Source organism: Kangiella spongicola (assembly GCF_003194565.2).
GTDB lineage: Bacteria > Pseudomonadota > Gammaproteobacteria > Enterobacterales > Kangiellaceae > Kangiella > Kangiella spongicola.
On the sequence record NZ_QICH01000003.1, the window covers coordinates 415,017 to 441,628 of the forward strand.

General features: G+C 43.1%; 22 protein-coding genes. 6 read left to right on the forward strand and 16 right to left on the reverse strand.

Annotation, left to right across the window (positions count from 1 at the left end; all coding sequences use genetic code 11):
* Window positions 1-31 precede the first annotated feature (31 nt).
* The 10 genes from DL796_RS10715 to DL796_RS10760 form a co-directional block, all read right to left on the reverse strand.
* Entirely contained in the window at window positions 32-1,465 is a 1,434-nt protein-coding gene (locus tag DL796_RS10715) for an NAD-dependent succinate-semialdehyde dehydrogenase (RefSeq protein WP_110201823.1), read from the reverse strand.
* A 95-nt stretch (window positions 1,466-1,560) separates the two neighbouring features.
* Entirely contained in the window at window positions 1,561-3,327 is a 1,767-nt protein-coding gene (gene argS, locus DL796_RS10720; protein ID WP_110201695.1) for an arginine--tRNA ligase, read from the reverse strand.
* A 154-nt stretch (window positions 3,328-3,481) separates the two neighbouring features.
* Entirely contained in the window at window positions 3,482-3,970 is a 489-nt protein-coding gene (locus DL796_RS10725; protein ID WP_110201696.1) for a low molecular weight protein-tyrosine-phosphatase, read from the reverse strand.
* Window positions 3,971-4,012: 42 nt separating this feature from the next.
* Window positions 4,013-4,792 carry a 3-deoxy-manno-octulosonate cytidylyltransferase gene (gene kdsB / locus DL796_RS10730; protein WP_110201697.1) on the reverse strand — a complete coding sequence of 260 codons (780 nt, stop codon included), beginning with the start codon at window positions 4,790-4,792 and terminating at the stop codon, window positions 4,013-4,015.
* Window positions 4,792-4,971: a Trm112 family protein gene (locus DL796_RS10735; protein WP_110201698.1), complete on the reverse strand. Its 180-nt coding sequence runs from the start codon at window positions 4,969-4,971 to the stop codon at window positions 4,792-4,794. The genes kdsB and DL796_RS10735 overlap by 1 nt, the downstream gene beginning before the upstream one ends.
* Window positions 4,972-4,986: 15 nt before the next feature.
* Window positions 4,987-5,970 carry a tetraacyldisaccharide 4'-kinase gene (gene lpxK, locus DL796_RS10740; protein ID WP_110201699.1) on the reverse strand — a complete coding sequence of 328 codons (984 nt, stop codon included), beginning with the start codon at window positions 5,968-5,970 and terminating at the stop codon, window positions 4,987-4,989.
* A gap of 5 nt (window positions 5,971-5,975) precedes the next feature.
* On the reverse strand, window positions 5,976-7,724 hold the full coding sequence (gene msbA / locus DL796_RS10745; RefSeq protein WP_110201700.1) for a lipid A export permease/ATP-binding protein MsbA: 1,749 nt from the start codon (window positions 7,722-7,724) through the stop codon (window positions 5,976-5,978).
* Window positions 7,725-7,739: 15 nt separating this feature from the next.
* Window positions 7,740-8,159 (reverse strand): ExbD/TolR family protein, encoded by a 420-nt coding sequence (locus DL796_RS10750; protein WP_196598000.1) that lies wholly within the window; start codon window positions 8,157-8,159, stop codon window positions 7,740-7,742.
* A 20-nt stretch (window positions 8,160-8,179) separates the two neighbouring features.
* Window positions 8,180-8,869, reverse strand: coding sequence for a MotA/TolQ/ExbB proton channel family protein (locus tag DL796_RS10755; protein ID WP_110201702.1), 690 nt, complete (start codon window positions 8,867-8,869; stop codon window positions 8,180-8,182).
* A gap of 214 nt (window positions 8,870-9,083) precedes the next feature.
* Window positions 9,084-11,426 (reverse strand): DNA internalization-related competence protein ComEC/Rec2, encoded by a 2,343-nt coding sequence (locus DL796_RS10760; protein WP_110201703.1) that lies wholly within the window; start codon window positions 11,424-11,426, stop codon window positions 9,084-9,086.
* Between the two features lie 89 nt (window positions 11,427-11,515).
* On the opposite strand from DL796_RS10760, the gene DL796_RS10765 reads away from it, so the two are divergent.
* Both DL796_RS10765 and DL796_RS10770 read left to right on the forward strand, forming a co-directional pair.
* Window positions 11,516-12,157, forward strand: coding sequence for a DUF2062 domain-containing protein (locus tag DL796_RS10765; RefSeq protein WP_110201704.1), 642 nt, complete (start codon window positions 11,516-11,518; stop codon window positions 12,155-12,157).
* A gap of 208 nt (window positions 12,158-12,365) precedes the next feature.
* The gene (locus DL796_RS10770; RefSeq protein WP_110201705.1) at window positions 12,366-14,459 is read left to right on the forward strand and encodes a TonB-dependent receptor domain-containing protein; all 2,094 of its coding nucleotides are present in this window, start codon (window positions 12,366-12,368) and stop codon (window positions 14,457-14,459) included.
* A gap of 77 nt (window positions 14,460-14,536) precedes the next feature.
* Here the strand turns inward: DL796_RS10770 and lolD are convergent, their stop codons facing one another.
* Both lolD and DL796_RS10780 read right to left on the reverse strand, forming a co-directional pair.
* Window positions 14,537-15,232 carry a lipoprotein-releasing ABC transporter ATP-binding protein LolD gene (lolD, locus tag DL796_RS10775; protein ID WP_110201706.1) on the reverse strand — a complete coding sequence of 232 codons (696 nt, stop codon included), beginning with the start codon at window positions 15,230-15,232 and terminating at the stop codon, window positions 14,537-14,539.
* Window positions 15,225-16,472, reverse strand: a complete 1,248-nt coding sequence (locus DL796_RS10780) for a lipoprotein-releasing ABC transporter permease subunit (RefSeq protein WP_110201707.1) — start codon at window positions 16,470-16,472, stop codon at window positions 15,225-15,227. Before DL796_RS10780 ends, lolD begins: the two co-directional genes overlap by 8 nt.
* A gap of 152 nt (window positions 16,473-16,624) precedes the next feature.
* On the opposite strand from DL796_RS10780, the gene DL796_RS10785 reads away from it, so the two are divergent.
* Window positions 16,625-16,918 carry a hypothetical protein gene (locus DL796_RS10785; RefSeq protein WP_227593061.1) on the forward strand — a complete coding sequence of 98 codons (294 nt, stop codon included), beginning with the start codon at window positions 16,625-16,627 and terminating at the stop codon, window positions 16,916-16,918.
* Window positions 16,919-17,235: 317 nt separating this feature from the next.
* Here the strand turns inward: DL796_RS10785 and DL796_RS10790 are convergent, their stop codons facing one another.
* Window positions 17,236-17,592 carry a DUF2288 domain-containing protein gene (locus DL796_RS10790; protein ID WP_110201708.1) on the reverse strand — a complete coding sequence of 119 codons (357 nt, stop codon included), beginning with the start codon at window positions 17,590-17,592 and terminating at the stop codon, window positions 17,236-17,238.
* 37 nt (window positions 17,593-17,629) lie between these two features.
* Window positions 17,630-18,646, reverse strand: a complete 1,017-nt coding sequence (nagZ, locus tag DL796_RS10795; protein ID WP_406946426.1) for a beta-N-acetylhexosaminidase — start codon at window positions 18,644-18,646, stop codon at window positions 17,630-17,632.
* A 255-nt stretch (window positions 18,647-18,901) separates the two neighbouring features.
* On the opposite strand from nagZ, the gene DL796_RS10800 reads away from it, so the two are divergent.
* Together DL796_RS10800 and DL796_RS10805 are read left to right on the forward strand one after the other, a co-directional pair.
* Window positions 18,902-20,743, forward strand: a complete 1,842-nt coding sequence (locus DL796_RS10800; protein ID WP_110201710.1) for a M2 family metallopeptidase — start codon at window positions 18,902-18,904, stop codon at window positions 20,741-20,743.
* A gap of 107 nt (window positions 20,744-20,850) precedes the next feature.
* Entirely contained in the window at window positions 20,851-21,600 is a 750-nt protein-coding gene (locus DL796_RS10805) for a hypothetical protein (RefSeq protein WP_110201711.1), read from the forward strand.
* Here the strand turns inward: DL796_RS10805 and trhA are convergent.
* The gene (trhA, locus tag DL796_RS10810; RefSeq protein WP_110201712.1) at window positions 21,597-22,289 is read right to left on the reverse strand and encodes a PAQR family membrane homeostasis protein TrhA; all 693 of its coding nucleotides are present in this window, start codon (window positions 22,287-22,289) and stop codon (window positions 21,597-21,599) included. The two genes, DL796_RS10805 and trhA, sit on opposite strands and share 4 nt — an antisense overlap.
* Before the next feature lie 34 nt (window positions 22,290-22,323).
* A complete protein-coding gene (locus tag DL796_RS10815; RefSeq protein WP_110201713.1) occupies window positions 22,324-24,363 on the reverse strand; it encodes an NADPH-dependent 2,4-dienoyl-CoA reductase in 2,040 nt (679 codons plus the stop codon).
* A gap of 225 nt (window positions 24,364-24,588) precedes the next feature.
* Between DL796_RS10815 and sppA the strand changes: the two genes are divergently transcribed.
* Window positions 24,589-26,460, forward strand: a complete 1,872-nt coding sequence (sppA, locus tag DL796_RS10820) for a signal peptide peptidase SppA (RefSeq protein ID WP_227593062.1) — start codon at window positions 24,589-24,591, stop codon at window positions 26,458-26,460.
* Window positions 26,461-26,612: the final 152 nt, after the last annotated feature.

Below are 26,612 nucleotides of genomic sequence, written 5' to 3' on the forward strand. Positions count from 1 at the left end.
CTTTTTTTATATCAGACTTCTCGCCTTAAATTTAATCGATACAGGCGTATTTAATATCTAGATAATCGCTGATTCCATATTTAGATCCTTCACGCCCCATGCCTGATTCTTTTACGCCGCCAAAAGGCGCCATTTCGTTAGAAAGCATTCCCGTATTGATCCCAACCATGCCGTATTCAAGGTCACGTACGAGTCTTTTAATACGCTTTCTATCTTGGGTATAAGCGTAAGACGCAAGGCCTGCGCTTGTGTTATTAGCGGCTTCAATAATCTCATCGTCATCGCTAAATGGTATTAACGCAATAACCGGGCCAAATATCTCTTCGCTCACTATATCCATATCCTGAGTAACATTGGAGAGAATCGTTGGTTGTATGATATTTTTAAACTCTTTGCTTTGACTGCCACCAGCTAAAATTTCAGCACCAGAGTCAGTCGCTTGTTTAATCAACCTTAATACTTTCTCGATACCTTTTTGATTAATCAGTGCGGTAATTTTTACGCCTTTAGAGAGTCCGTTTCCTAGCTTCAAGTCATTAACTTGATTTCCCAGGTGCTTTATAAATTCTTGATAAAGGTTCTCATGAACAAACACACGATTCGCACAAACACAGGTTTGCCCTGAATTGCGGAACTTGCTCGCCATCAACCCATCTACCGCCGCATTGATATCGGCATCATCAAATACTATGAAAGGAGCGTTACCGCCCAATTCCATGGTAACTTTTTGCACGTTTTCTGCCGATTGGGCGATGAGCTTTTTCCCCACCGGCGTCGAGCCGGTAAACGAAATCTTTCGAACCAGTGGGCTAGAGGTTAAGGCCTGCCCTACCTCGCTTGAAGAAGTACTTGGCACAACATTTACTACGCCCTTAGGGATACCGGCCTGATCGGCAAGCGCTGCCATGGCTAACGCAGAAAGCGGTGTTTCCGACGCAGGTTTAATCACAACGGTGCAGCCCGCAGCGAGTGCTGGTGAAACTTTTCTCGCGATCATGGCTTGTGGGAAGTTCCAAGGAGTGATAATTCCAACAACCCCAACTGGGAACTTGTGAATTTCAATCTGCTTGTCGCCGTCTGGCGAAGGGATTAGGTCACCATTAACGCGAAGCGCTTCTTCGGTAAACCACTTAATGTAGGAAGCTCCGTATAAAATTTCTCCTTTGGCCTCTTCAAGTGGCTTGCCTTGCTCAATGGTTAAGAGTTCCGCAAGATCATCTGCATTATCAGTAATCAGCGAGTACCACTTGTGCAATAAATTTGAACGTTCTTTTGCGGTAGTTTTAGACCAAGATTTAAAGGCGGTGTTAGCGGAGTCTATTGCCTGCTCGACCTGCTCTACGCTACAGTCAGCGACCGAGGCTATAATGCCGTTATCGAAAGGATTGTCTACATCAAAAGTCTTATCAGCAGACACCCATTGTCCGTCAATATAAGCACGTTCTTTCAGTAGTTCTTTATTCATAATAGTGTTCATCCAAAAAAATGGCTCCGTGATAGAGCCATCTTAACGAACATCAATTTTTTTTCAAAAGAACCATTCGGTATATTTATAATTCTTTACATGCGCTCTAGCGTTTCAATACCAAGCAGCTCTAAGCCTACTTCTAACTGATTTAGACAGATTGAAGAAAGTTTCAATAGGCTGGCACGTTTCGCTGAATCGGCCTCTTTGAGTATGTGTTGCTTCTGATAGAAGGAGCTAAACTCTTGTGCAAGATTGTATAGATGCTCACACAAAAAGTGTGGAGCCCGCTTTTCGACGGTTTTGTTTAAAGCCGAGTTAAATTCCAGCAGCTTAAAGGTCAAAGCTCTTTCGTTATCAGAAGTTTCTAGTAACTCACCAGGCTCGGCGCCAATCTCTTTTGCTTTACGCAGAATAGATTTAATACGTGCAACTTGCATCAACAAGTATGGCCCAGTTTTTCCCTCAAACTCACTAAATTTCTCTAAGTCAAAGATATAGTCTTTAATACGGAAATTTCTTAGATCGGCAAACTTCAACGTAGAAATAGCAACTTTATGAGCAATCTCTTCTTTTTCAGCCTCATCAAAATCCACACCAAAGTTCGACTCTGCCAGTTTCTTGCGAGCTTCGTCTTTAGCCATCTGAATCAAGTCATGAAGCTTCATAACGCCACCAGAACGAGTCTTGAATGGCTTGCCATCTTTACCGTTCACGGTTCCGAAATAAGTGTGCTCATAGGTACAAACTTTATCCATACCCATTAGATCAGCCGTTGCAAACACTTGCTTGAAATGTTGTTGCTGACGACCATCAACCACATATAAAACAATATCGGCTTTGTCTTCGTGGATACGCTCGTATAGCGTTGCTATATCAGTAGTACCATACATCACAGCGCCATCTGATTTACGTAGAATAAGCGGAGGCATGACCTTCTCGCCCTCTTCGTCCGTAATTGGCACAATTAACGCGCCCTGGTCTTTGACCGAGATGTTTTTCTCTTCAAGTTCTTTTAACACTAAAGGGATAAAAGGATCTGCGTCACTTTCACCTTTCCACAAATCAAAAGTAACTCCAAGCTCACCATAGTCACGCTTCAAAGTCGCAATCGACACTTCTACGAAATGCTTCCACAAAGCTCGGTAGCCTGGGCGACCATTTTGCAGCTCTAGCGTCGCTTGACGTGCTTTTTCAGCGGCTTCTTCATCAGTTTTGCAAAGTCCTGACTCTTCAGGATAAATAGTCTCCAAATCCTGAATCGTTACTGGCGACTCTTTTGGGTATTCGCCTTCAAAGTTTTCATCGAAATATAGCAAGTCTGGTTGACGCTTTTTTAAGCCTTCAATCAACATACCCATCTGAGTTCCCCAGTCACCTAGATGAGCATCGGAAACAACTTCGTAGCCTTTAAAACGGAAAATACGCTGTAGTGAATCACCAATAATCGCTGTTCTAAGGTGACCAACGTGCATCGATTTAGCAACGTTTGGCCCACCAAAATCAATCATAACCTTGGTACTAGACAAGTCTTCTGCACTGCCGAAAGTCTTGTCTTTACTGAAAGTAGTAAGCTTGTTGGCTAGATACTCTTCATTAACAAAAATATTGATAAAGCCTGGGCGAACCACTTCGATATTTTTGATAATGTCGTTATCGGCAAGCGAAGCAACAACCTTCTCCGCTGCAACAAAAGGGTTACCAGCGCCCTGTTTCGCCGCCGCCATCGCACCGTTACACTGAAAGTCGCCTAACTCTGGTCGAGTACAGCGCACAGTTGCGCCGAAATCGAAAGATAAGTCGTTGTCTGCAAATGCTTGACCAAATAGTTGGCTTAAATCGTGTTCAATGGTGGTTAACATGCTTTATATTCTTAAGGTTGATTAAAAGATAAGTCGTATAAACTGCGCGCATTATACTAAAAGAAGTCTGTTAATTGCTATGTTAGAACGGCCTATTGCCATAAATAAAATATGGCTTGATGGCGCCCCATTCGATGATAGATTCGACACTAATTTACGTTTTATTGAGCTCTTTTTTAACGAACTCCACTAGATTATCGCTCGCCACTTCAATCATATTCAGTACGTCTGTGAATCCCTTAGCGCCACCATAATAGGGATCTGGTACTTCCTCGATACCCAGTTCAGGCGCAAAGTCTCGAATAAACAACTTTAGCTTATTCTCATAACCATTTGTTTTTAATAGAGATAAGTTGTGGTAGTTCTCAAGATCCATCGCGACCACCAAGTCGAAATCAACAAAATCTTTGGCTTCTGCTTTACGTGAGCGAATGTAGGACAAGTGGTAACCCGCTTTCTTAGCTTCTTGCACGGAGCGTTCGTCAGGTGACTCGCCGACATGAAAAGCGCTGGTACCAGCCGAGTCTACTTTGACCACATCGCCAAGGCCGGCTTCATTAACTTTATGTTGAAAAACCCCTTCCGCCGTTGGTGAACGGCAAATATTACCTAAGCATACAAATAAAACTGAATACTGATACATAGGATCCTCGATAGTTAATGCAATTTTTTTATTTAGCCCTAATTAGAGCTGGTGCTGGCGATAATAGGTATTTGCAGCTTGTAAATCTTCCTCAGTGTCAACGCCGAGACCAGGCTCTTCCTGTGCTGTTTCTACATGGATATGGAACCCATTAGCTAAGACTCGAAGCTGCTCTAAGGACTCTAATTGCTCAATTTGCGCAGGTTTTAGCGTCACGTATTGTTGTAAGAAGCCTGCACGATAAGCATAAATACCTATATGTCTTTGACAACAGTTGGTGATTTCTACTTCTTTATTCTCGAAACTCCCGCGTTGCCAAGGGATTGGCGCACGTGAAAAATATAATGCCTTGCCATCATCAGCGCTAACAACTTTCACAACATTAGGGTTAAACACTTCTTCGTCGCTACTGATATCAGTGCTTAGTGTCGACATAACGCAATCCTGATGCTGCGCAAGATTTTGCGCCACTTGGCTGATGTTCTCCGCCGAAATAAAGGGTTCGTCGCCTTGTACATTAACGATGATGTCCGTTTCCGCAAAACCTTCGATAGTACAGACTTCCGCTAATCGATCGCTGCCTGAAACATGATCATCGCGAGTCATGCAAACTTTGCCATTAAAAGCTTCAACGGCTTCAACGACGCGCTGATCGTCAGTCGCAACAATGACTTGCTTTGCGCCTGACAGCATGGCTCTTTCATAGACATGCTGAACCATTGGTTTATCGCCAATCAACGCTAACGGCTTGCCTGGCAATCGCGTAGAGGCATATCTAGCAGGGATAACTACGACAAAGTCTGTCTTACCGGCTACCGTCATTAATCTAATTCCTCAGCTGCCACCTTTCTCGCCTCTTCCTCTAACATCACAGGAATATCATCGCGAATTGGGTAGGCCAATTTATCGAAACGACAAATTAACTCTTGTGCATCTTTTTTGTATAACAACTCACCTTTGCACAAAGGACAAACTAAGATATCTAACAAATTGTGGTCCATAGTTATTCTCACTATTTAAGCTTTCGTCGCCAATAAGGCTGTTATTTTCTGCTTTAACTCAGTTGCTAAAGCAGCTTCTAATTCGGTGCTTACTGGTAAATAATACATTCTATCATCAGCAAATCGCTGACATTTCACCGCATCTTTTTCAGTCATGACAATGGGGCCATCTAAAGCAGCAAAGTCGTCACGAGTATATTGATGATGATCTGGAAAAGCCAACGGAGTCAGCTTGTACCCTAAGTTTTCTAGCGTATCAAAAAAGCGCTGAGGATTTCCAATAGCCGCTACAGCGTTAACCGTTTTGCTAACCAACTCTTTATCGTGGCATAACGCAGTTATGTCGCCTGGTTTCAGACGCATGGTATCGCCGTTAATCACCGCTAAATCTGTAGACTTAAGACGCGACTTAGGCTCTCTAAGTGGTCCCATAGGCATTAACCAACCATTTCCAAACTGGCGTTTAGCATCAATCACCACAAGCTCAAGATCACGCTCAAGTGCGTAATGCTGTAAGCCATCATCACAAATTATAATATCGCAACCGAGCTCAACGAGCTTTTGACCGCCTCGAGATCTGACCGGATCGATAGCGACTAAAGCACCGGTGCGCTGATGGATAAGAAAAGGTTCATCGCCAGTAACTGATGGCTCTAGCGAGTTTTGGTTGCTATTCCCAACTAAAACTAGAGGAAAGTTAATAGCAGAGCCACCGTAACCGCGTGTGACTAAACCGGGCTTATACCCTTCCGATTGTAACCACTCTAAAATATAAATGGCTAAAGGTGTTTTACCAGTACCACCGACCGTGATGTTACCAATAACCACCACAGGCTTTGATAATCGCGTGGATTTGAATAGACCCAAAGCGTATAGCTTGCGACGAGTAAACACCACAAGTCTGAGCAATAATTGTAAGGGTAATAATAACCACAGCCACCAAACCGTCGGGCGATACCAAAGACGCTCGAAAAATTGCTGTGTGGCTGACACTGCCATGACTGTTACTCGCTAAACTGCATTTGTTGCAAGCGGGTGTACTCACCGTTTTGCGCCATCAATTCTTTGTGCGAGCCTGCCTCGACAATACGCCCTTTGTTGACCACTAATATCTTATCAGCGCTTTCAATAGTCGATAAACGATGCGCCACGACAATGGTGGTTCGCCCTACCATTAACGCTTCTAGCGCTTTTTGGATATGGCGCTCAGACTCTGTATCAAGCGCAGAAGTAGCTTCGTCCAAAATCAAAATTGGCGCATCTTTAAGCATGGCGCGAGCAATCGCTAAGCGTTGACGCTGGCCGCCTGAAAGAAGCAAGCCATTATCACCAACCTGAGTATCTAGCTGCTCTGGTAGTTGCTCAATAAACTCCCATGCATAAGCATCTTTAGCTGCCTTAATAATTTCTTCGTCGCTGGCATCTTCTAGTCGTCCGTAAGCGATGTTGTGGCGAATGGTGTTGTTAAACAGCACCACATTTTGCGAAACCGTAGCGATTTGCTGCCTTAAAGAAGACAAGGTTAGATCTTCGATTTCGATATCGTCGACTAAAATTTTACCTGAATCGGGATTATAAAAACGCTGAATTAAACTGGCGATGGTGCTTTTACCGCTACCCGAGCGCCCCACTAGCGCAATCGTTTGCCCTGGTTCAGCCGTAAATGATACATCCTGCAGGATTGCTTTATCAGACTCGTAAGCAAAGCCGACTTTATTAAACTCAATTTTACCTTTGGCACGTTCAATAACTTTTGTGCCGTTATCAGGCTCGTCTGGAAGATCTAAAATTTCAAAAACACTCTGTGCGCCCGCGATACCGCGCTGTAGGTGGGTGTTGACGTTACTAATATCACGCATTGGCTTGAGAATCACACCCATCATAGTAATAAAAGTAATCAGCTCGCCATCAGTCATGCGCCCCGCTAAGAGCTCCAAACTTCCAAAATACATGATGGCGGCGAATCCAAAACCTGCGACAATTTGAATCACAGGAGAGGCAATCCCTTTCGTTGCGATAAGCTTCATATCCTGTTGGCGGTTGCGGTTAGCCTTATCTTTAAAGTTCTTAATTTCACGCTCAGCGCCACCAAAGATTTTGATGACTTGGTTGCCTTTAATCGTTTCTTCAGCAGTTTTAGTGACGTCACCGACCACGTTTTGGATATTACCACTGACTTTTTTAAGGCGTTTAGCGCTGACGTTTATAATCCAAGCGATGACAGGAACCACAAGGAATAAAAATAGCGTTAATCGCCAGCTGATAAGGGTTAAATAAACCATGACGAATAAAATGGTACCACCCGTACGAATCAACAAAGTAATGGCGTCAGAGCTTGCGACGGCAACTTGCTCAGTGTTGAAGGTCATCGTCGACAATAAATTGCCTGGTGCTTTTTGCGAAAAGAATTGCGCGGGTTGGCGAATGTATTTTTCGTAGAGGCTTTCGCGGAAGTCTTGAACCACTTTGCGACCCACCCAACCCATGCAATAGGTCGAAACGAAGTTACAAATGCCACGAAGAAAAATGGCGCCAATGATAAACAATGGGGTTTGAACTAATAAGAAGAATTTATCGCGCTCTTTAAGGCCGTCATCTATAAGATATTGAATGGCGTTTACAAAAGAGGCTTCGATCAAAGCGAAGCCTATATTGGCCAGAACTCCAATTAGGAATACCCACTTATAGCGTTTGGTATACCCTAATAATCGTTTGTATATTGCTGTATTTTTTTCTGATTGTTTATCTGACATTAATAATTTCAAACACTAGTTGTCTTCAGCTTCTGGCCTAAGCGTTGGTAGCGTCAGGTTTTTAAACCCCGCCTGCCCCGCTGCATCCATCACTGTAATCACAGCTTGATAGGGTGCGGCCGCATCTGCGCTGATTATAACAGGTGTTTGATTGTCTGTGGACGATTGTTTTATGGCTTCTATGATAGTGTTTAGCTCTCGATTGACGAGGCCATTGCCATTCACAAATATGTCACCCGATTTAGAGATTGCTACTTCAATTGACTCTTCTGGTGACTCCATCTGCTCACCATTGGCTTGAGGCAACTCAATACTAACTTTGGTTTCTTTTTTAAAGCTGGTCGATACCATAAAAAAGATCAGCAGCAGGAAAACCACGTCAATCAGTGGCGTCAGGTTGATTTGAATATCTTCTTTTTTCTTTTTTAACCACATAATGAGAAGGCCTTGTGATCTTATTCTGGTGCAGTTGACGTGAAAATCTCACGCTCACCATGCAAAACATCCACCATTTTCAAGGCTTCCTGCTCCATATCTGTAACCAGCTCTTCGACGCGACGGATGAAGTGTCGGTGCATAACTAGAGCTGGGATAGCAACCGCCATACCTGCGGCTGTAGTCACCAGTGCCTCAGAAATACCTCCTGCTAATGCATCGGCATTACCGACACCTTCGACGCGCATGACGGTAAATACCTTGATCATGCCGATAACTGTTCCTAATAGACCTAATAACGGAGCAACCAGTGCAATAGACCCAAGGGTATTCAAATATCGTTCTAAACGTACAACAACAGCTCTACCCGCTTCGTCGATACTCGCTTTCATTGATTCTCGACCGTACTGGTGGTTTAACAAACCTGCCGTTAAAACCTCGCCGAGTTCTGAGCTATTTTTAAGATCACGCATTTTACTTTTGTCAAAGCGACCGTTTTTAATCCATGACCAAACTTGTGCCACCAAGTGCTTAGGTAGGATTCTTTCACGTTTAAGCGCCCATAAACGCTCTGCTATGATGCCCATGGCAATCAATGAGCAAATGGCAATCGGGATCATCGTCCAGCCACCAGCTTTGAATAAATCAAACAAGGTGCCCGTCGATGTTGCCAATATTGGTGTTGCTACTGCTGTGAGTGAAAGTCCCATGTCCCCTATACCTCAATGCTTTAAAATACTTATTATGTGGTCTGTAAGACCAAAAAAGAGTTGTTTATTAGTCAGTTATTATCGGTTTAATCAAATTATTGTGCAGTAGCATTAAAATAAGAGCAAGTCTTGATTACAAGCAAGTGTGAACGAGTCCCCTACTTTGTTTTAATTTGACCATTAATTGTTCACTTCCTTGTCATGCCCAGAATAGCTATTGGATATGCTTTAGTGTGTCCACGCTGCAAGCTTGTTTGCGCCATATTCGTTGGTTATGGCGCTCATACGAGTGATGATTATCGGCTAAGTTTATCGTTATCTGTCCTAAGCAGCCCGTATGAAGTTGTTTAATCCCAAAGTCACTGTAACGCCGGATCACTTTATGATGTGGCAAACGATAACGGCTATAACGCTCGGTTGAGTAAATGGTCTCTTGTGGATTGACCATTTTTAGAAACGGATACGTCGAAGAACTATTGCTGCCATGGTGTGGCGCTATCAAAATATTCGACTCAAGCTGTTTACCAAGTCGCTCTGCCAATTCATATTCAGCTTCTTTTTCGATATCTCCAGTAAGTAATAACGAGAAGCTGTGTTTTAGATCTGCACTTTTAACGGATATCACGCAAGAGTCATTATTAGTGCCATCGCTAGAACTATTAGGATAAATAGCTTTGATATGAAATGTGCCAATGGTTTGCGAATAACCAGTTTCACACACCGCAGCCTTTCCGCTGAACCAAGAACTTTGCGACCAATGCCCCACCACTAGTTCTTTAACCGGTAGCTTTGTCACTACGTCTTTAGCGCCACCAGAGTGGTCATTATCCTTATGACTCAAGATTAAAGCGTCCAAATGATGAATACCGAGCTTTTTAAGGCTTGGATAAATATAGCTTTCAAAAGCACTGCCTTCATTAGCAGCATAGCCTGTATCGTAGAGGATATGATGCTTTCCATCGGTCAGTAACACCGCCAAACCATGGCTAACATCAAATACTATAGCTCTAGGCTGTTGCGAATAATTCGGTACAAACCCTTGCAACACAAATAAACAAGCCAGCGGCAATAATGGCGCCCTTAACCGCCCAAGCGGTAACAGCAATAACAAACCAACCACGAATAAACTAATTAATAACCAAGGTTCGAAATAGCCATCGAGCTTTAAAAAGTGACTCATCGGCTCTAGCGAATCTCGGGCCCATGCAAGGCATTTACTCATGAAGTTATCAATAATATGTAGCAACCAATCCGAACCCATTAAGCTGAGCACAACAGCAAGAATAATAGCGGGCAGTAACAACACGCTAAAAACGGGGATGACCACTATGTTGACCAAAAGCCCTGAAAAATTAGCTTCCCCGAATATCAAAAGACTGGGTAAAACCAAAAGCAGCGTTATCCCAATCTGTAATTTGATAAGTTGATACAGAGCGTCTCGCCACCGTTTTAAGCCTTGAACTTGCTGCTTCACGCGGCCGACTAGCATAAAGCTGATCACAACAACCGCGGTAAAGCTCATCCAAAAGCCAGGTGATAGAACGCTTAAAGGATCAATTAACAAGATAATAAATAGAGCCAGCTTTAATCCCGAAAGCAAAGCTCCTTGACGCTGGCTCATAGCTAATAAGGCAACACAGCACCACATGATTAAGGCTCTCACCGTGGGGATGGAAAAATCTGCTAATGCACTATACAAAGCAGCCACAAGGCAACTCGCCAGAAGCGCAATTCGATATGGTTCGAGAAATTTTTTGCGAGTAATGAGTACGCTAAAACCTAAGCATTGATAGAGTAACCAAAAGCCCAAACCCGCCATAATTGAGATGTGCAAACCAGAAATAGCAACCAGGTGGCTTAGCCCTAACTGGCGCAACAATTCTTTATCAGCAAGAGGTATTCCTGACTTTTCACCAATCACTAGAGCCTGAAGCAACCCTGAGTTTGTGTAAGGTTTGAGTTTCTCGAACAGCGTTTGGCGTAAACTGCTTATAGAATAAGTGTTAGCGGGTTCTAAAAGACTGGAACTTTTAATGTAGCCTTTGCCATCTAAGCCCTGCTGGAAAATATAGCGTTCATAATCAAAACCGGCTTGATTGACGGGCCCATAGATGGGCTTAAGCTTAACCTGAATCAACCACTTATCGCCTAACTGATATTCACACTGACTAGAGTAATCTTTGAGTAGCAGCTGTTTATTTAGGAGTGCTTCGCTGTCAGTTTGCTCAACTTTTATACGAAACTGGCAGTATTCAGGATAAATCACTGGCAATGAATCGATCACTGCTTCTATAATGTGCACGCTATTATTTTCAGGCGCCGGGATTTGCGCGGATAAACGCCATGAGGCATGAGTTAATGACCAGCCTAGCCCGAATAAGAAGCCACTGAATAGTAGCAAGAAAGCTTGCAGTAAAGGTTTTTCAGTCCGTCTTGATAACAACAGACTGGCGATTGAGCTGGCTAATAAGCCAAGCCAAACAAGTTTAGGTGGTATTGTCGGTAAAATCGCTAACGCAGAGCAGCCGACCAATAAGCCCAAAATCCATTTGAACATTCAGGGATAATCCTTATCCAAGCTTAATACATATGTAGTACTATAGTAATAGTACAAGTCATTCATTCAGAGTGTAACCGCGAAACTCTATGGCACGCAAGTTTCTAAAAAAAATTACGCCCGATCCAAAGAAAGTGACCGAAAATCGCTTTCTTAAAATTTTTGGTAAGTTAATCCATGATCCTGGACTATGGCATCTTAACCGTTATAGCGCATCAGGCGCCTTCGCGGTGGGTTTGTTTATGTGCTTTATGCCAATCCCTTTTCAAATGGTTGTTGCCGCGGGTTTAGCCATATTATTTCGCGTAAACCTACCATTATCTTTGATTGTTTGCTGGGTCACCAACCCTATCACTATTCCACCGATGTTTTACTTTGCTTATCTAGTAGGAACATGGGTTTTGTCGTGGCCACCAAGTGAGTTCGATTTTGAATTAAGCTTTGAGTGGCTAGGTAACGAATTGGTCCATATTTGGCAGCCATTCCTTTTAGGTTGTTTTATTTGCGCCACAGTCGCTTCATTCATTGGTTACCATGCGATTAGTTTGTCTTGGCGCTACCATGTGGTGATGGCTTGGAAAGCACGCCAACAGAAGTGGAAAGAAAAGCTCCTGCATACGTTACACTTGAATGGTGACGACGCTACAGAAAACATAGATAAGCAAGATGATCAAGCACCATTTAGCAGTAAAAGCCCTGAGCAAGCACAAAACGATAAGTCCAATCGATAACCTTTTTTCCTCTAGCTAACATTACCTATACAGGATAGGTGAACCTTTAATCAGACGCTCTGAGACCACCTACTAAAACAACCTCAAATATTAATGATAATGATTTGCATTTAGATGCTTATTTGTTTATATTCTACGCGTTTTACTAAAATTTAAAATCTTACTCAGCGGAATCGCAATGCGATCTGCTTGAATAAAAGGTATCAATATGAACGCTAGACAATTAACTCCCCTGCTACTTACGGCATCAGCGCTTTCTCTCATCAATCTATCTGCAATAGCATCTGAGGAAAATTCCGAAGAAGTTATTGAGGAATATGTGATTTGGGGTACTAAAGTACAATCGACCTCTTATTTGAACAATGAACAAATAGAGGTCAAACAAGCTGATCACATTAGTGACCTGCTACGCCCTATCCCTGGCGTTGACGTTGGCGGTGCACACTCTTTAAACCAGCGCATCACTATTCGTAGCATGGACGATAAAGACTTGAAAATCACCATCGATGGCGCCAATCAAAATACGTACATGTACCACCATATGGGTAACTTACAAATTCATGCAGATATCCTAGAGTCAGCAGACGTTGAGGTTGGTACCAATTCTGTCATAAACGGCGGTTTAGGCGGTTCTGTACGTTTTGAAACTAAATCTGCTGAAGACCTATTGCAAGACGGTCAAGAATTTGGTGGACGTTTAAGAACTTCTTATGGCGATAATTCTGGAGCCAGTCACTCGGCGACTGCATACGGTCAACTAAGTGAAACTTTTGACTTTATAGCGTATTACAATGCCGTTGATCGCAATAATTATAAAGTCGGTGGAGGTGTTATCAAGGACGCCAATGGCGAGCAAATAGCTGGTACAGATGGTACAGTTAGAGGTCTCGAAGGTGATCTTTCAGATGCACTGATTAAGTTTGGGTGGGATATTTCGCCTGATCAACGTTTAAAGTTTGGCTATGAATCGTATGAAGACGAAGGCGATTATAGCTACCGCCCTGATATGGGCTTAGCAACCGACTTAGCTATTACCGAGTCACTTCAGGTTCCACTGTTGTGGCCAACAGAGTTTACCCGTGAAACATATACCCTTAATTATGACTTAAACTGGGGTGATAACTCTCTACTAAAAGCAACATTATTTAGTAATGACAGTAAACTAAAACGTGATGAGAGTGGCTATGCACAGAATTCTGCATACGAAAGCTGGGCTGCGATTGTTGAGGGTAATGCTGAAAACAAAGGGGTGAACCTTATAGCAGAAACAGACTTAGGTATTTCCAACCAACTCACTTATGGCCTTGATATCGTTGAATATAATACAGAATATACTGCGAACTATATTACTGGTGGTATCGACAACTCTTCAGAAAAGGCGACGAATACCGCACTATATATTCAGGACAAAATCTTAGTCTCCGAGCAATTCTCCATTATTCCAGGTTTACGTTACGACAGTTTTGATATCGAAACTGCTGTGATTAATGACACTTTCGATAATGTGTCAGGTGCTTTGGCATTCGAATACTACGCGACTAATGACTTGTTATTCAAACTCAGTGCAACAGAATTATTCAAAGGTCCAGAAATTGGAGAAACCTTTACCGGTGCTGGTCTCTTCGATACACCAAACCCTGGAATTGAAGCAGAAACAGGCTTAAACACAGAGTTATCCTTCGCTTATCAAACCAACACTTCAGCTAACAGTTCTTTTTCAATTGGGGCAACGCTTTTTAAAACCCAAATCGATAATTACATCTACGACTATGCTGAAAACCCCTCAGGCGGTTCTTGGAAAGACAATATCGGTGACATGACAATTGACGGTTATGAAACTTATGTTGGCTTTAACAATGGCCCATGGAAACTGTTTGCATCTTACTCTTCGGCTGATAGTGAGTTAGATGCTTTTGCCGATTACGCTAACTTAGAAAATGCTCGACTCGACCGTAAACAGGGCGATACGTTAAGTGCGAATCTAGGCTACGAGATTCCTTCAGCAAACGTATCACTGAACTGGGAAGTAATGACCGTAAAAGATATTCCGGCGGGGCTGGATCTAGATGGCGCTAGCTTAGATAACTCAAAGGATGGTTTTACCGTTCATAATATCGCTGCTTACTGGCAGCCTACAGATCGACTAGGTCTAATTTTGGGTATTGATAATATCTTTGATGAATTCTATGCCTCGCAATCATCGAGAACAGGTGTATCTTTCCACCCACGTTTCGGTGAACTATATTTACAGGACTTTGAGCCAGGCAGAAACATTAAAGCAACGGTTTCTTACAGTTTCTAATTGTTTAAAGACTATTGCTCCACTAAAAAAGGCTTACCAGTGGTAAGCCTTTTTATGATTTACAGACTGAATAAATACTAGAGTGCTTTTAATTGACCGTCTTCTAAGTGTAGCTGACGTTGCATCTTACCAGCCAGTTCCAAATCATGCGTCACCGTAATAAAAGTTGTGCCCATCTCACGGTTTAATTCGCACATTAGTTCATAAACCTGATTCGCTGTAGCATGATCTAAGTTACCTGTTGGCTCATCCGCCAAAACGCAATCAGGCTCAGTCACAAGCGCGCGAGCGAAAGCGATACGCTGACGCTCACCGCCCGAAAGCTCTGAGGGCTTATGGGTTTTACGGTTTTCAAGGCCAACTCTAGCTATCAGTTTATTGGCAATTTTATGGGCTTCTTGACGCTTCATGCCACGAATAATCAGCGGCATGGCTACATTGTCTTGCGCCTCAAACTCAGGCAACAAATGATGAAACTGATAAACAAAACCAATATGTTGGTTACGAAATTCTCCCTGAGCTTTTGCTGATAAGCTATGGATATTCGTGCCGTCGATGGTGACTTTGCCACTGCTAGGCTTGTCTAAACCACCGATAAGGTGCAACAAAGTACTTTTTCCAGAACCCGACGAGCCCACGATAGCAAGTTGCTCGCCCTTTTCTACAGTCAAATCCAGATCAGTTAAAACCTGAACTTCGCTAGCGCCATCGCTATAAACTCGGCTCAGTTGCTCAATCTGAATAATAGGACTTCTCTTAACAGAATTACTCATAGCGCAGTGCCTCCGCTGGTTGGGTGCGCGAAGCTTTCCATGATGGATACAAAGTCGCCAGCACGCTAATACCAAAGGCTGATAAGGCTATCTTATAAACATCATCCCAAATCAATTCTGTAGGCAAGAAATTGACAAAATAAACATTCTTCGGGAAGACATTAGTTTCAAAGGTGACTTCAATCCAGCTCACAATATCCGGCAGGTTTAAGGCCAGTAGCACCCCAAGAATTACGCCTGCGCCAGTACCAATAAGGCCGTTAATAATACCGCTAGTCATAAAGATTCGAAGTATCGAGCTGGGGCTTGCACCAAGAGTTCGCAAAATAGCAATATCGGCCTGTTTTTCATTAACCAACATCACCAAAGAGGTAACGATATTGAAGGCCGCCACGGCTATAATAAAGGTCAGAAGAATAAACATAATCTTCTTCTCCATATCAATCGCGTTAAATAGCGTCTGATGCTGACGCGTCCAGTTGGTTACGTAATATTCATAACCCAAGTTTTGGCTAATATCCGTGGTTACATTGTGAACCTGCATCACGTCGACAGTTTTAAGCTGCAATGCTGAAACGCCGTCACGTTGGTGGGTCACGGCCGCTAAATCATCGAGATGCACAAAAGCTAAGGATTTATCAGCCTCTGAGCGAGTTTCGAAAATACCCGTAACGGTAAAACGTTTAGCTCTTGGCTGAATGCCCGCGATCGACATCCGAGTTTGCTTTAAGAATAAGGAAGTTACTTTGTCGCCAACATTTGCGCCAAGGCTTCGAGCCAAGCTAGAGCCTAGGATAATGTTATAGCTACCGTCAGTCAGCGTATCAAAAGTACCGTTACGCATATTATCTTTGACAATGGTCACTTCCCCTATCTTCTCAGGTAAAACACCTTGGATCATACCGAACTGATCGGAGCCGAGATGCTTAAACATCGTTTCTGAGCTGATATAAGGCGATGCGCCAATGATGCTAGGATTTTGCTTGACGGTTTTTTCTAACTCTTGCCAGTTTTCGATATTCCCGTCGTATTTACTGATCAGAACGTGCGGTGCCATACCAAGAATTCGATCGCGTAATTCGCGCTCAAAACCATTCATCACCGACATAACAGTGATTAATACCATGACACCGAGAGCTATCCCAATCATGGAGATTAGAGAGATAAATGAAATAAAGTGATCGCGACGCTTCGCACGTGTATAACGAAGGCCTACAAATAGCGAAAAAGGCAGCTTCATGGAGCTTTCTAATTTAATTAAATTGGCGTCATATTGAATGGTTCACAATTTGTAGTCAAGTTATGCAGTAGAATTAATCGTAATTATGATTAGGATTTAACGCTAATTTTTTGATATTCTTAGGATTACACAATGTTTGAGGAGTCAACATCATGAAAACAATAACAGCGGCAGTATGCGCTTTATCGCTCAGCTTCGGTGCGGGGATTGGCCTTAACACAGCCAACGCCGAAGAAGTCAAAGTTCCAGTTGCACAGCAAGGTAAGAAAAATATTCAAGTACCAAAGCGAGGCGTTAGCAAAGCTTACGTTGAAAAGAAATTCGGTACTCCTACCAACGTTGAAGGCCCAGTCGGCGATCCACCAATTACTAAGTGGGTTTATAACGGTTATACGGTCTACTTTGAATATGACCACGTGATCCACGCAGTGGTTCATCACGGTTAATGGTTTTTTATATTCTTTTTTAATTAACCATTGAGCAAGAATTAATAGCTGACGAAAAAGCTAGATTTAGAGTAAGTTTTTATCTGTTCCTTTTCTTGTTTGGGCAAGAAAAGGAACCAAAAGAAGCCCACCCCGAATATTGAGGTCATGCAGAGCATGACTAAACTTCCGCAACATAAAAATTCTTAACGAACCGCAATTAACAGTCCATCCCTGTCCTGATAATTGCTATTTGAATCATCCAAGATTCAAATTTCTAATTTTTTATATTGTCTCCAGCTCAATATAGGGGGCAATTAATACAAGCTGGTCAACGACTAACTCTTCAATTGCGACAAAATATACGGCGCTACCACCACTGTCCAGAACTCGGTTTCCGGCTTGCAGTTGGCTTTTACAAACTCCATCGGCATACGCTGAATCTTTTCTGAGTCGATCAAAGGTTTTATTTCTTCTGCGTTATCCAATGACAAATCTGCAGCGCAGTTAATCAGGTCAACGCTTTGGTCAATTAGCAACAAATTTCCTTTGGCAAAAAAGCGCTCAATCTCTTTCCAAGCAACAATAGCCGTTTCGCCGTTAAGTTTCGCGACCAATTCCTCGCGTGGTGTAAGCTGAGTGAAACTATCTGTTTTTTGCTCGGTTAATTCTTCAATCTTCTTATCGTTAGACATATCAAACCTAATATTTACAATGCGTTAATACATTAATTTAAACTAAATTATCAAGCTGAAGATCGTTCTGTAGCTGTAACCAATTATCGCTCTGGCGAACTTGGGTCAGCGAATAATTAAGCGACTGGCCTTTCATCTTGGCTAGTCTTGCGCTTGATTTGAGATCCGTCTCAAAGTCGAACGACTCCATTAACTCACGGCCTTCTTTCGGGTGATTACAGACCAAAACCATATCGCAGCCCGCGCTGACCGCGGCTTTTGCTCGCTCGTAATAACCTCCTACAACTTCCGCACCTTTCATGCTTAAGTCGTCGCTGAAAATAACACCATCGAAGTTTAACTGGTTGCGTAAAATATCCTGAAGCCAAAGCTCTGAAAAGCCTGCAGGCTGTTTATCGACGCTGGGGTAAATAACGTGCGCTGGCATGACTGCTTGATAATGTTCTGCTAATTCTGAAAAAACACGCATATCTTGGCTGATAATCTGTTCACGCGGACGATCGTCCACTGGAATATCAACATGTGAGTCGGCTTCAACTGAGCCATGTCCTGGGAAGTGTTTAGCCGTAGCTGCCATGCCAAAATCATTCATGCCTTTAATAAACTCACGACCTAGCTCGATCACTTCATCAACTTTCGCCGAAAAGGCTCTGTCACCAATAACTCGGCTAATTTCATTACCTAAATCCAATACTGGCGCAAAGCTAAAGTCGATGCCGACCGCTTGGACTTCTATAGCAATTAAACTGCCCCAGCGATACGCTGAGCGCTTGGCTTCTTCAAAGTTATTCGAGTCGGCTAAGATAGTCGCCATTGGCGGAACCGCCGTAAACCCTTCTCTAAAACGTTGAACCCGCCCTCCTTCGTGATCCACTGCGATCAATACGTCTTCACCAGCGGTTTCACGCACAGCTTGAGAAAGCTCTGCAATTTGCTGTGGGCTGGCGTAGTTACGGCTGAAAAAAATGATGCCACCGAGCAAAGGGTTTTGTAGCATATCCTTCTCAGCAGCAGTTATCTCTAAACCTTCTAAGTCCAGCATTAAAGGGCCAATCGCCATAAAGTGTCCTATATTTAAAATTTAGCTAACATTCCTGAAGCTCTAGAAATGATTGATTAACAGTTGCGGAGCAAGCTCCATTCACAAGCTCCATTCAATAATGCCGTATGATAACCGATCATCGAAATAACGACCATGCTGAATTCCAATTCTTAATTTGATTTCTCAATTCCAAACAAGTCGCTATAATGAGTCGCGACTATGAAACGATAATGATTATTATCAACTTAAACAATAAAAGGTAACTCTATGATAACGCTTAAAAAAGCCGTCAGTACCGCAGTATTGGTTGGCGCTTTATTAGGACAGCCTGTTATTGCTGACGATCACAAACAAAAGGTCACCGCTGAAGATGCGGCTACCTTTGTAGCTGATGCAGAAAAGCAATTAACGGAAATCGCAGAATATGCAGCTCGTATTGCATGGGTTAACGCAAACTTCGTTACTCATGACACCACGGCACTCAATGCGCAAGTTGGCGAAGAGTACACAAAGCTTGGCGTTGAACTCGCTAATAAAGCTAAAAAATTCAACGGTCTAGACCTTCCTTACGACGTTAATCGTAAGATTGAAATGATTAAGCTTGGTTTAACACTGCCAGCACCAGCTGATGCAGAAAAAACTAAAAAACTGGCTCAAATCACTTCTAAGTTAGACAGCATTTACGCTAAAGGCAAAAGCCCAGACGGCCGTAGCTTAGGCGAGTTAAGCCAAGTATTGCGTGAATCACGCGACGCTGACGAGCAGTTAAAGGCTTGGACAGGCTGGCGCGAAATTTCTAAAGAAATGCGTCCTCTGTATCAGCAAATGGTCGAAATCGCTAACGAAGGTTCGAAAGAACTCGGTTACGCCGACACAGGTACTATGTGGCGTTCGAAGTACGACATGCCAGCTGACGACTTTGCGACCGAAATGGATCGTCTATGGGGCCAAGTAGAGCCACTTTACACTGCCCTACACTGCCACGTACGTGCTGAGTTAAACGAGGAATATGGTGATGACGTTGTTGCAACGGACAAGCCAATTCCAGCGCATCTTTTAGGCAATATGTGGGCGCAACAGTGGGGCAATATCTACGATATCGCTGGTCCAAAAAATGCTGGTAAAGGTATCGATATTGACCCTATCCTACGTAAACACTATGGCGTTGATAAAGACGAAGTGAGCCACGAAGAAAAAGAAGTAGCGGTTAAGAAAATGGTTAAAACTGCTGAAAACTTCTTCTCTTCTCTTGGTTTCGCGCCACTACCAGAAACTTTCTGGGAGCGTTCGTTATTCGTAAAACCACGTGATCGAGATGTTCAATGTCATGCTAGCGCATGGGATATCGATAACGAAGAAGATATTCGTATTAAAATGTGTACGGAAATTAACGGTGAAGATTTCCAAACAGTACACCACGAGCTAGGCCACAACTACTATCAGCGTGCTTATAAAGATCAGTCTATCTTCTATAAAGGCAGCGCGAACGACGGTTTCCATGAAGCTATCGGTGACACAGTGGCTCTATCTATTACACCAAAGTACTTGAAGCAAATTGGTCTGATTGACGAAGAGCCAGACGCAAGCGCTGATATTGCACTATTAATGCGCTCGGCATTAGATAAAGTCGCTTTCTTACCATTCGGCTTAATGGTTGACCAATGGCGCTGGAAAGTATTCAACGGTGAAATCTCGCCAGAAGAATACAACCAAGGCTGGTGGGAATTACGTGAAAAATACCAAGGTATCGAAGCGCCAGTAGCACGTACTGAAGATCACTTCGACCCAGGTGCGAAATACCACATTCCAGGAAACACACCATACTCACGTTACTTCCTAGCACACATCCTACAGTTCCAGTTCTACCGTGAAATGTGTGACATGGCAGGCAACGAAGGCCCACTTCACCGCTGCTCGTTCTACGGCAACAAAGAAGTCGGCGATAAGTTAATCAAGATGTTAGAAATGGGCTCATCACGTCCATGGCCTGACGCGCTTGAAGCTATGACCGGTAGCCGTGAAATGGATGCGACAGCAGTACTTGAGTATTACGCACCACTAAAAACATGGTTAGACGAGCAAAACAAAGACCGCAACTGCGGCTGGTAAGTTTTGACTTTAGTCATACCGTAATAAAAGAAAGGCGCCGATTGGCGCCTTTTTTAACTTTTGAGTATAGTTACAGGAATCATACTTTAGAATGATGAGGAGTTTTTTTGATTATTAAGGATAATTCACAACTTATTGATGATTTCAAAGGGTTGTTAAAAGGAAGGTTAGATGGAATCGATAAGCTTGACTCAAGTACGAACAATGGGCGTATATATAAGCAAATTCTCTATGTGTCATTCCTTGATTCTTTAGCAGCAAGTATTTATCCAGGCCGCAACAATAAGTCCAGGTTTCTAAGCTTAGTTAGAGAGTTTTCAAACTGGGAGTACGGAGAACGGGTTTGTTTATTACACTTAGGAAAGATGGTGACATTAGTTTCTGATCCAGAACTTGCTAAGTTAAGGACTTATGTATTAGCCAAGCTAAAAGAGTGGAGTCAGCAGCAACCTCTTAGAAAGGTGTTAATTCAAGATCTACCTCAAAAAAAAGAGATTCAGGAGTATTGGTCCAAAAGTAATAAAGAAAAAGGTATAAATTATTGTTTAGATGATTTCACGCACATAAATCTATTATACCAGTTGCGAAATTCTTTAGTTCACCAGTTCCAATCTAAAGGAACTGAGCTTGGCACTCAAATCCCTGACCAGCCTTTCTATGAGTTTATCGTAACGATGGATAAAGAAAAAAACTTCATACCTCAAAAGATAGAGCTGGTTTACCCCACTAGTTTTCTGAAAAAATTAACTGACGAAACTTTCTGCAAAGTAATAAATTACTTTAAAAAAGGAAATTTAAACCCCTTTCCATATTATTACAGTGGCGATTATTCCCTCGAACACTTAAATAATTCCTAGTAAACGTACAAATAAATCCCTAAGAAGTGGCACACGGCGCCGCCAAGGACAAAGAGATGCCATATGGCGTGGTTGTAGGGGATTTTGCGATCTGCTGCGTAGAATACGGTTCCTAAAGTGTAGGATAAACCACCGGCAAGAAGTAACCATAAAGCTCCTGGGGCGACTTTATCGAGCATTTCTGGTGCTGCGACGACGATAACCCAGCCCATTAAGATATATGTAATTAATGACACTCTTGGGAAGCGTTGTTTAAACTTTACTTTGAAAGTGACGCCGAACACTGCTAACGCCCAAATCACACCAAATAAAGACCAGCCCCAGATTCCGTTTAGGCTAATTAAAACAAACGGTGTGTAAGTTCCGGCGATTAAAAAGTAAATCGCGCAGTGGTCCATTGTCTGAAAGGTTTTCTTGATATTTTCAGGTTGGAAACTGTGGTATAGCGTAGAGGTGGTAAAGAGCATGACTAAGCTCAGTCCATACACGATTCCACTGCCCAGCTTCCAGCCGTCGAATGGTTCTAGCGAGCTCATGATCATCATCGTCATGGCGGCGACACTGAGTAACGCTCCGATGGCATGGCTCATGGCATTGGCGATTTCTTCACCAATGCTATAAGTATGCTCTGTTAGCTCAACGTCTAGATGTGCTCTGGCGTGAGGTGTGTTGCTTTCTGGTTGATTCATGGTGTCCAAAATACCTATTTTATACTTCTCAAATTTATATGCTTAAGGCTAACTCTGTACCTTGTTTAATCGCGCGCTTCGCGTCTAATTCTGCGGCTACATCTGCGCCACCGATTAAGTGTACTTTCTGCCCTTTTGCTTCTAATTGCTCTGCTAATGTACGATTCGGAACCTGACCGGCACAAATCACAATATTGTCTACAGCCAAGGTTTCTGTTTTACCTGAAGATTTATGTTCGATGACCAAACCTTCATCATTAATTTCTTTATAGTCCACGCCCGTAACCATTTGGACTTTTTTGTGTCGTAAACTGGTGCGGTGAATCCATCCGGTAGTTTTGCCTAGTCCTTTACCCATCTTTGTTTCTTTACGTTGCAACATGGTTACTTGGCGTGCTGGAGGTGTAAATTCGGCTTCATCAAGCAAGCCACCTTCTTCTTGATACATTCGATCGATGCCCCACTCTTTTAGCCATTCATCCAAGTTCAATGTTGCAGACTCACCTTCGTGGACTAAGTATTCAGACACATCAAAGCCAATACCGCCAGCACCAATTACGGCGACTTTCTCACCAACCGGCTTTTTATGTAAAAGCACATCAATATACGACAATACTTTTTCATGCTCGATGCCAGGGATCGCCGGGGTTCTCGGCGTAACGCCTGCTGCAATAATCACTTCATCGAACTTAATCTTAGCATTATCACCAGTGAGGCTTTCGACTGTAGCTTCTGTTTCTAAGTGGAGGTTCACGCCTGTTTCTTCAAGCAAATGCTTAAAATAACGTAACGTTTCGTAAAACTCTTCTTTGCCTGGAATTTGATTGGCAATGTTTAACTGGCCACCGATACGATTGGCTTTATCGAATAAATGAACTTCGTGACCACGTTTTGCAGCTTCAGTCGAGAAGGCTAATCCCGCTGGGCCCGAGCCGATTACGGCAATTTTCTTCTTAAAGTTCAATGGCTGTGGCACTAACTCAGTTTCATAGCACGCTTTCGGGTTAACTAAACAGGTTGCGCGTTTTTGCTTAAAAACATGATCCAAGCAAGCTTGGTTACAAGCAATACAGGTATTAATTAAGTCGCGCTGATCGTTTTCTGCTTTAACGACAAAGTCTGGATCGGCTAATAATGGACGCGCCATTGATACCATATCGGCGCAATCGTCAGCCAGAACCTGCTCAGCGACTTCCGGCATATTAATTCGGTTCGAAGTAATCAGTGGAACTTTAACTTCTTCACGTAACTTCTTGGTTACCCAAGTAAAAGCTCGGCGAGGAACTGACGTGGTAATGGTTGGTACTCGCGCTTCGTGCCAACCAATACCCGTGTTGATGATCGTCACACCGGCTTTTTCGACTTCTTTTGCTAGCTGCACAACTTCCTGCCAGTTACTACCGCCTTTAACTAAGTCGATCATCGACAAACGATAAATGGTAATAAAGTCATCACCCACCGCATCTTTGACCGCTTTTATAATTTCAAGCGGGAAGCGGATACGGTTTTCATAAGAGCCACCCCATCGATCAGTACGTTTATTAGTTCGAGTGACAATGAATTGATTAATCAAATAACCTTCAGAGCCCATGATTTCTACACCATCATAACCGGCTTCCTTGGCTAAGCGCGCACAACGAGCATAGTGCTTGATGGTCTTCTTGATCATGCGCTCGGACATTTCTTTTGGCGTAAATGGTGAAATTGGCGCTTTAATTTTTGACGCTGAAACCGACAATGGGTGGTAGGCATAACGACCAGCATGCAGAATCTGTAGGGCAATTTTACCACCTGCTTGGTGCACAGCGTCGGTCACAATTTTGTGCTTTTTAACGTGTCGGCGACTGCTTAACTGCGACGAATGTGGCGCTAAGCGGCCACGGAAATTTGGGGAAATACCGCCAGTGACCATCAATGCCACACCGCCTCGTGCACGCGCAGCATAGAATTCAGCCATTTTTTCAAAGCCACCCTTCTCTTCTTCGAGCCCAGTATGCATCGAGCCCATGAGCACGCGGTTTTTGAGTTGGGTAAAGCCAAGATCAAGAGGTTCTAGTAATTTTGGGTATTTCACAGTCTTAGTTATCACTAATTAAAAAGCCGTGCTCCAAGTCTACTGGTATAACCAGTCTTGTGCAATATTTCACGCCTCCGAAAAATAGGAAATTCAACAGCCAAAAAACGCACGAAAACAACAGGTTATTATTTGGTTACATTTCTTTAGTAGTCATAAATCAAGCAAATTGGTTAGAATTAGCTCAACTTCGTAAAATTTAACTTGTAAAAGAAGGAATTAAACGTGTCGAAACCCAATTCAATGATTGGTAGATTTTTTTACCGCATTTGGAAAACAGTTGATGTTGCTGGTCGTTTGCTGATCGGACTTATAGCAATCACCATTTTGGTATTTATGGTTCGTGGCTGCGTTAGCGGTCCAGATTTACCGAAAGTTTCCGATGGTTCAGCCTTAATATTAAACCCAGCTGGTACTTTAGTTGAGCAAACAACTTATATGGACCCTATTGAGGAAGTTATTGCCGACGCACAGGGTACTAAAAGCCCTGAAACGTCTATGTACGACCTTTTGGATGCCATTGAGTATGCTAAAAATGATGACAGCATTAGCGTTCTTGTTCTTCAAACCAACAACTTAACTGGCGCTTATGGCGGTATTAGTAAATTCCAGGATTTGCGCGAAGCGATTGAAGACTTCAAAACTACGGGTAAAAAAGTTATAGCCATTGGTGATTGGTATTCACAAGGCCAATACTACCTAGCCTCTTCTGCCGATGAGATTTATATGAACCCTCAGGGTAGCATGATGTTTGAAGGTATGGCGCGCACAGGCACCTATTTTAAATCAGCTTTAGACAAATTGGGCGTAAACGTTCATGTATTCCGAGTAGGTACCTTCAAGTCAGCGGTTGAGCCATTCATTCGTGACGATATGTCAGAAGCTGCAAAAGAAGCTAATATCGAGTGGCTTGGTGACTTGTGGCAAAGCATGAAGCAAGATATCGCTGCTTCACGTGATATGACTACTGCAGACATGGATAACTTCATTGAGAACTATCTAGAAATCCTAAAAGCCAATGATGGTAATGGTGCAAAAGCGGCCGTTGAGAGTGGCTTTATTGATAAGCTCATTAGCCGTGCTGAGTTCCGTGATCTTATGATTAATCAAGTGGGCTTAAACGATAAGCAAGACTCTTACAAAGCTATTGGCTTTAAAGACTACTTAAAAGCGCGTCGCCCTCTTATTGATATGCCAAGCAGCAAAGACAAAGTTGCAGTTATTATCGCCAAAGGCGAAATCGTCGATGGTAGTCGCAAAGAAGGCACTATTGGTGGCGATAGCACTGCCCGCTTAATCCGTAAGGCTCGCCTAGACAATTCAGTGAAAGCGATTGTTATGCGCGTAGACAGCCCCGGTGGTAGTGCTTTTGCATCAGAAGTTATTCGTAGCGAATTAGTCCAGGCGCAAAAAGAAGGCAAAATCGTTGTAACTTCTATGGCTGGCATGGCTGCTTCTGGTGGTTATTGGATTTCTGCGACATCCGACGAAATTTGGGCACACCCTACTACCATTACTGGCTCTATCGGTATCTTTGGTATGGTTCCTACGTTTGAAGAGCCGCTAAACAAAATCGGTATTCACCGTGATGGTGTTGGCACTACTAAATGGGCGCGTTCATTCGATGTTATGTCTGGCATCTCTGACGACCTAAAGGAAGTGATTCAGACCAATATCGAAAAAGGATATGACGACTTCCTAAGCCTTGTAGCCGAAGGTCGTGATATGACTAAAGCAGAAGTTGATGCAATCGCCCAAGGCCGCGTCTGGTCTGGTGAAGATGCTCACCGTCTAGGCTTGGTTGATAAGCTAGGCGACTTGGATGATGCTATTGATTCTGCTGCGAAGCTGGCAAATATCAGCGACTACGAAGTGCGTTTTGTAGAGCGTGAAATTTCACCGACTGAGCAAATGATCCGTGAAATCATGCAAAACACAGAAGCACAAGCAAGTATGCAGTCTGCGAGTAATCTATCGGCTAAAACTAACCCGATGATTCATGCTCTAGGTCAACAGTTGAAGGAAGTGTATACCTTAATTAACAACTACAATGACCCTAACCATGCTTACCTACACTGTATGTGTGAAGTAAAATAGTGTTCAACGCATAGAAACACCAAAGGCAGCTTCGGCTGCCTTTTTTAATGCCCAGTAGTGTCAAAGAAACCCTGTCCGGTATTTTACTGTTGAGCATTCCAACCATTGGAGATCCCTACTGCCCCATATAAGCCTTTGTTTAGGCAGGAAAA

Bases quoted from the DNA above. Each gene is read 5' to 3' on its own strand.
- argS (WP_110201695.1), bottom strand. From the start codon at position 3,327: ATGTTAACCACCATTGAACACGATTTAAGCCAACTATTTGGTCAAGCA.
- kdsB (WP_110201697.1), bottom strand. From the start codon at position 4,792: ATGACGGTAGCCGGTAAGACAGACTTTGTCGTAGTTATCCCTGCTAGA.
- DL796_RS10725 (WP_110201696.1), bottom strand. From the start codon at position 3,970: ATGTATCAGTATTCAGTTTTATTTGTATGCTTAGGTAATATTTGCCGT.
- trhA (WP_110201712.1), bottom strand. From the start codon at position 22,289: ATGAATCAACCAGAAAGCAACACACCTCACGCCAGAGCACATCTAGAC.
- DL796_RS10735 (WP_110201698.1), bottom strand. From the start codon at position 4,971: ATGGACCACAATTTGTTAGATATCTTAGTTTGTCCTTTGTGCAAAGGT.
- lpxK (WP_110201699.1), bottom strand. From the start codon at position 5,970: ATGGCAGTGTCAGCCACACAGCAATTTTTCGAGCGTCTTTGGTATCGC.
- lolD (WP_110201706.1), bottom strand. From the start codon at position 15,232: ATGAGTAATTCTGTTAAGAGAAGTCCTATTATTCAGATTGAGCAACTG.
- DL796_RS10715 (WP_110201823.1), bottom strand. From the start codon at position 1,465: ATGAATAAAGAACTACTGAAAGAACGTGCTTATATTGACGGACAATGG.
- DL796_RS10785 (WP_227593061.1), top strand. From the start codon at position 16,625: ATGAAAACAATAACAGCGGCAGTATGCGCTTTATCGCTCAGCTTCGGT.
- DL796_RS10760 (WP_110201703.1), bottom strand. From the start codon at position 11,426: ATGTTCAAATGGATTTTGGGCTTATTGGTCGGCTGCTCTGCGTTAGCG.
- DL796_RS10765 (WP_110201704.1), top strand. From the start codon at position 11,516: ATGGCACGCAAGTTTCTAAAAAAAATTACGCCCGATCCAAAGAAAGTG.
- DL796_RS10750 (WP_196598000.1), bottom strand. From the start codon at position 8,159: ATGTGGTTAAAAAAGAAAAAAGAAGATATTCAAATCAACCTGACGCCA.
- DL796_RS10800 (WP_110201710.1), top strand. From the start codon at position 18,902: ATGATAACGCTTAAAAAAGCCGTCAGTACCGCAGTATTGGTTGGCGCT.
- DL796_RS10780 (WP_110201707.1), bottom strand. From the start codon at position 16,472: ATGAAGCTGCCTTTTTCGCTATTTGTAGGCCTTCGTTATACACGTGCG.
- DL796_RS10755 (WP_110201702.1), bottom strand. From the start codon at position 8,869: ATGGGACTTTCACTCACAGCAGTAGCAACACCAATATTGGCAACATCG.
- DL796_RS10770 (WP_110201705.1), top strand. From the start codon at position 12,366: ATGAACGCTAGACAATTAACTCCCCTGCTACTTACGGCATCAGCGCTT.
- msbA (WP_110201700.1), bottom strand. From the start codon at position 7,724: ATGTCAGATAAACAATCAGAAAAAAATACAGCAATATACAAACGATTA.
- DL796_RS10790 (WP_110201708.1), bottom strand. From the start codon at position 17,592: ATGTCTAACGATAAGAAGATTGAAGAATTAACCGAGCAAAAAACAGAT.